Here is a 1,034-nt window from a genome sequence, read left to right as displayed (position 1 = left end):
GTGTAAGCAGCTCGGCGAAGGCACGACCGGCGCGGTGGAGGCGCTGGAGCAGAGGGCCTTGACGGGCTTGAGCGGCGGCAAGGTCGGCGGCGAGAGCAGCACACCTCTGCTGAAGAGCGGCCACAGACTGGGACAGCTCGGCTTCGCGGACGGTGAGGGGCGGCTGCTCTGTGCCTGCGGCCGCGGGCCCCGTGGCGGGGACGAGGGCATCGGTGCGCCTGGCCAGGTGGTGGACCAGCGCAGTGCGGCGATCCGTGTGCTGGCGGCCGTCGCCCTTGAGAGGCGACTGGAGGGTAACACGCGGTCCCAGGGCTGAAGCCGCTAGGGCCACGCCCCGTGAGGACGGAGGAGCCGCAGCCTCGCACCCAGCAACAATAAAAGCGTGGACGGGGTGCGACGGCCTGACTGGCTCAGTGCCCTGCGGGGGGGCTGGAGCCGCCCCCGCGGGCTGGCGCTGGTGGGGGGACGGGGTGGGTGGCACGGGGGGACCAATCATGATGCCGTGCGAGGGCTCGGAGGTCGGCCGCGTGGTCGGGTGGCGTCTCGATGGAGCGGCATCGTCGGCAGCGTGGGGTGTCGGCGGGGCGTCGTCTATGCTGCCACTCAATCCGAGGGGATCATAAAGGTCCTCGTCGGCGTCTTGACGGTGAGCGACGTCATCATGTGGGTGCGATGTCGCTCTCGGTGGCGGAGTCGAGGTGGGCGTCGAGAGGCTGCCCGACGGGGCAGGGTTGGCGCTGGCTGGCCCGTCGTCCAGGAAGTCTAAACCCCCGCCGAAGCCGAACGGGTCGTCCTCCTGTTCGTCGTGCAACGCCCGTTGGGCCTCGGCCCAAAGCTCATCCGGGTTCTGCGGGATGTATGGTCCAGCCGCGGGTGGTGCCTGGTCCGACAGCAGGGGGTTCGGTTCCATTTTGCTGAGTTCCGCTGCTGTAAACCCAGCCCTGCGGTGTGGGAGCGGCAGGGTACGGTGTCTGCGCTCGTAGATAGCGACAGCGACCCCGTGAAGCACGGTCGCTTGGCGATGTCGTGTTTTG

Annotated in this window: 1 protein-coding gene; it reads left to right on the top strand. The window is 69.2% G+C overall.

The genetic code is table 11. The features are described 5' to 3' along the window. Positions 1-316: hypothetical protein (locus GY812_17280; protein ID MCP4437233.1), on the top strand; the 316-nt coding region annotated here is incomplete at its 5' end. Positions 317-1,034 lie beyond the last annotated feature (718 nt).

The organism is Actinomycetes bacterium (assembly GCA_024222295.1).
Classification (GTDB): domain Bacteria; phylum Actinomycetota; class Acidimicrobiia; order Acidimicrobiales; family Microtrichaceae; genus JAAEPF01.
The sequence above is the reverse complement of the archived record's forward strand: the minus strand, read 5'-3'. Positions and strand labels throughout refer to the sequence as shown.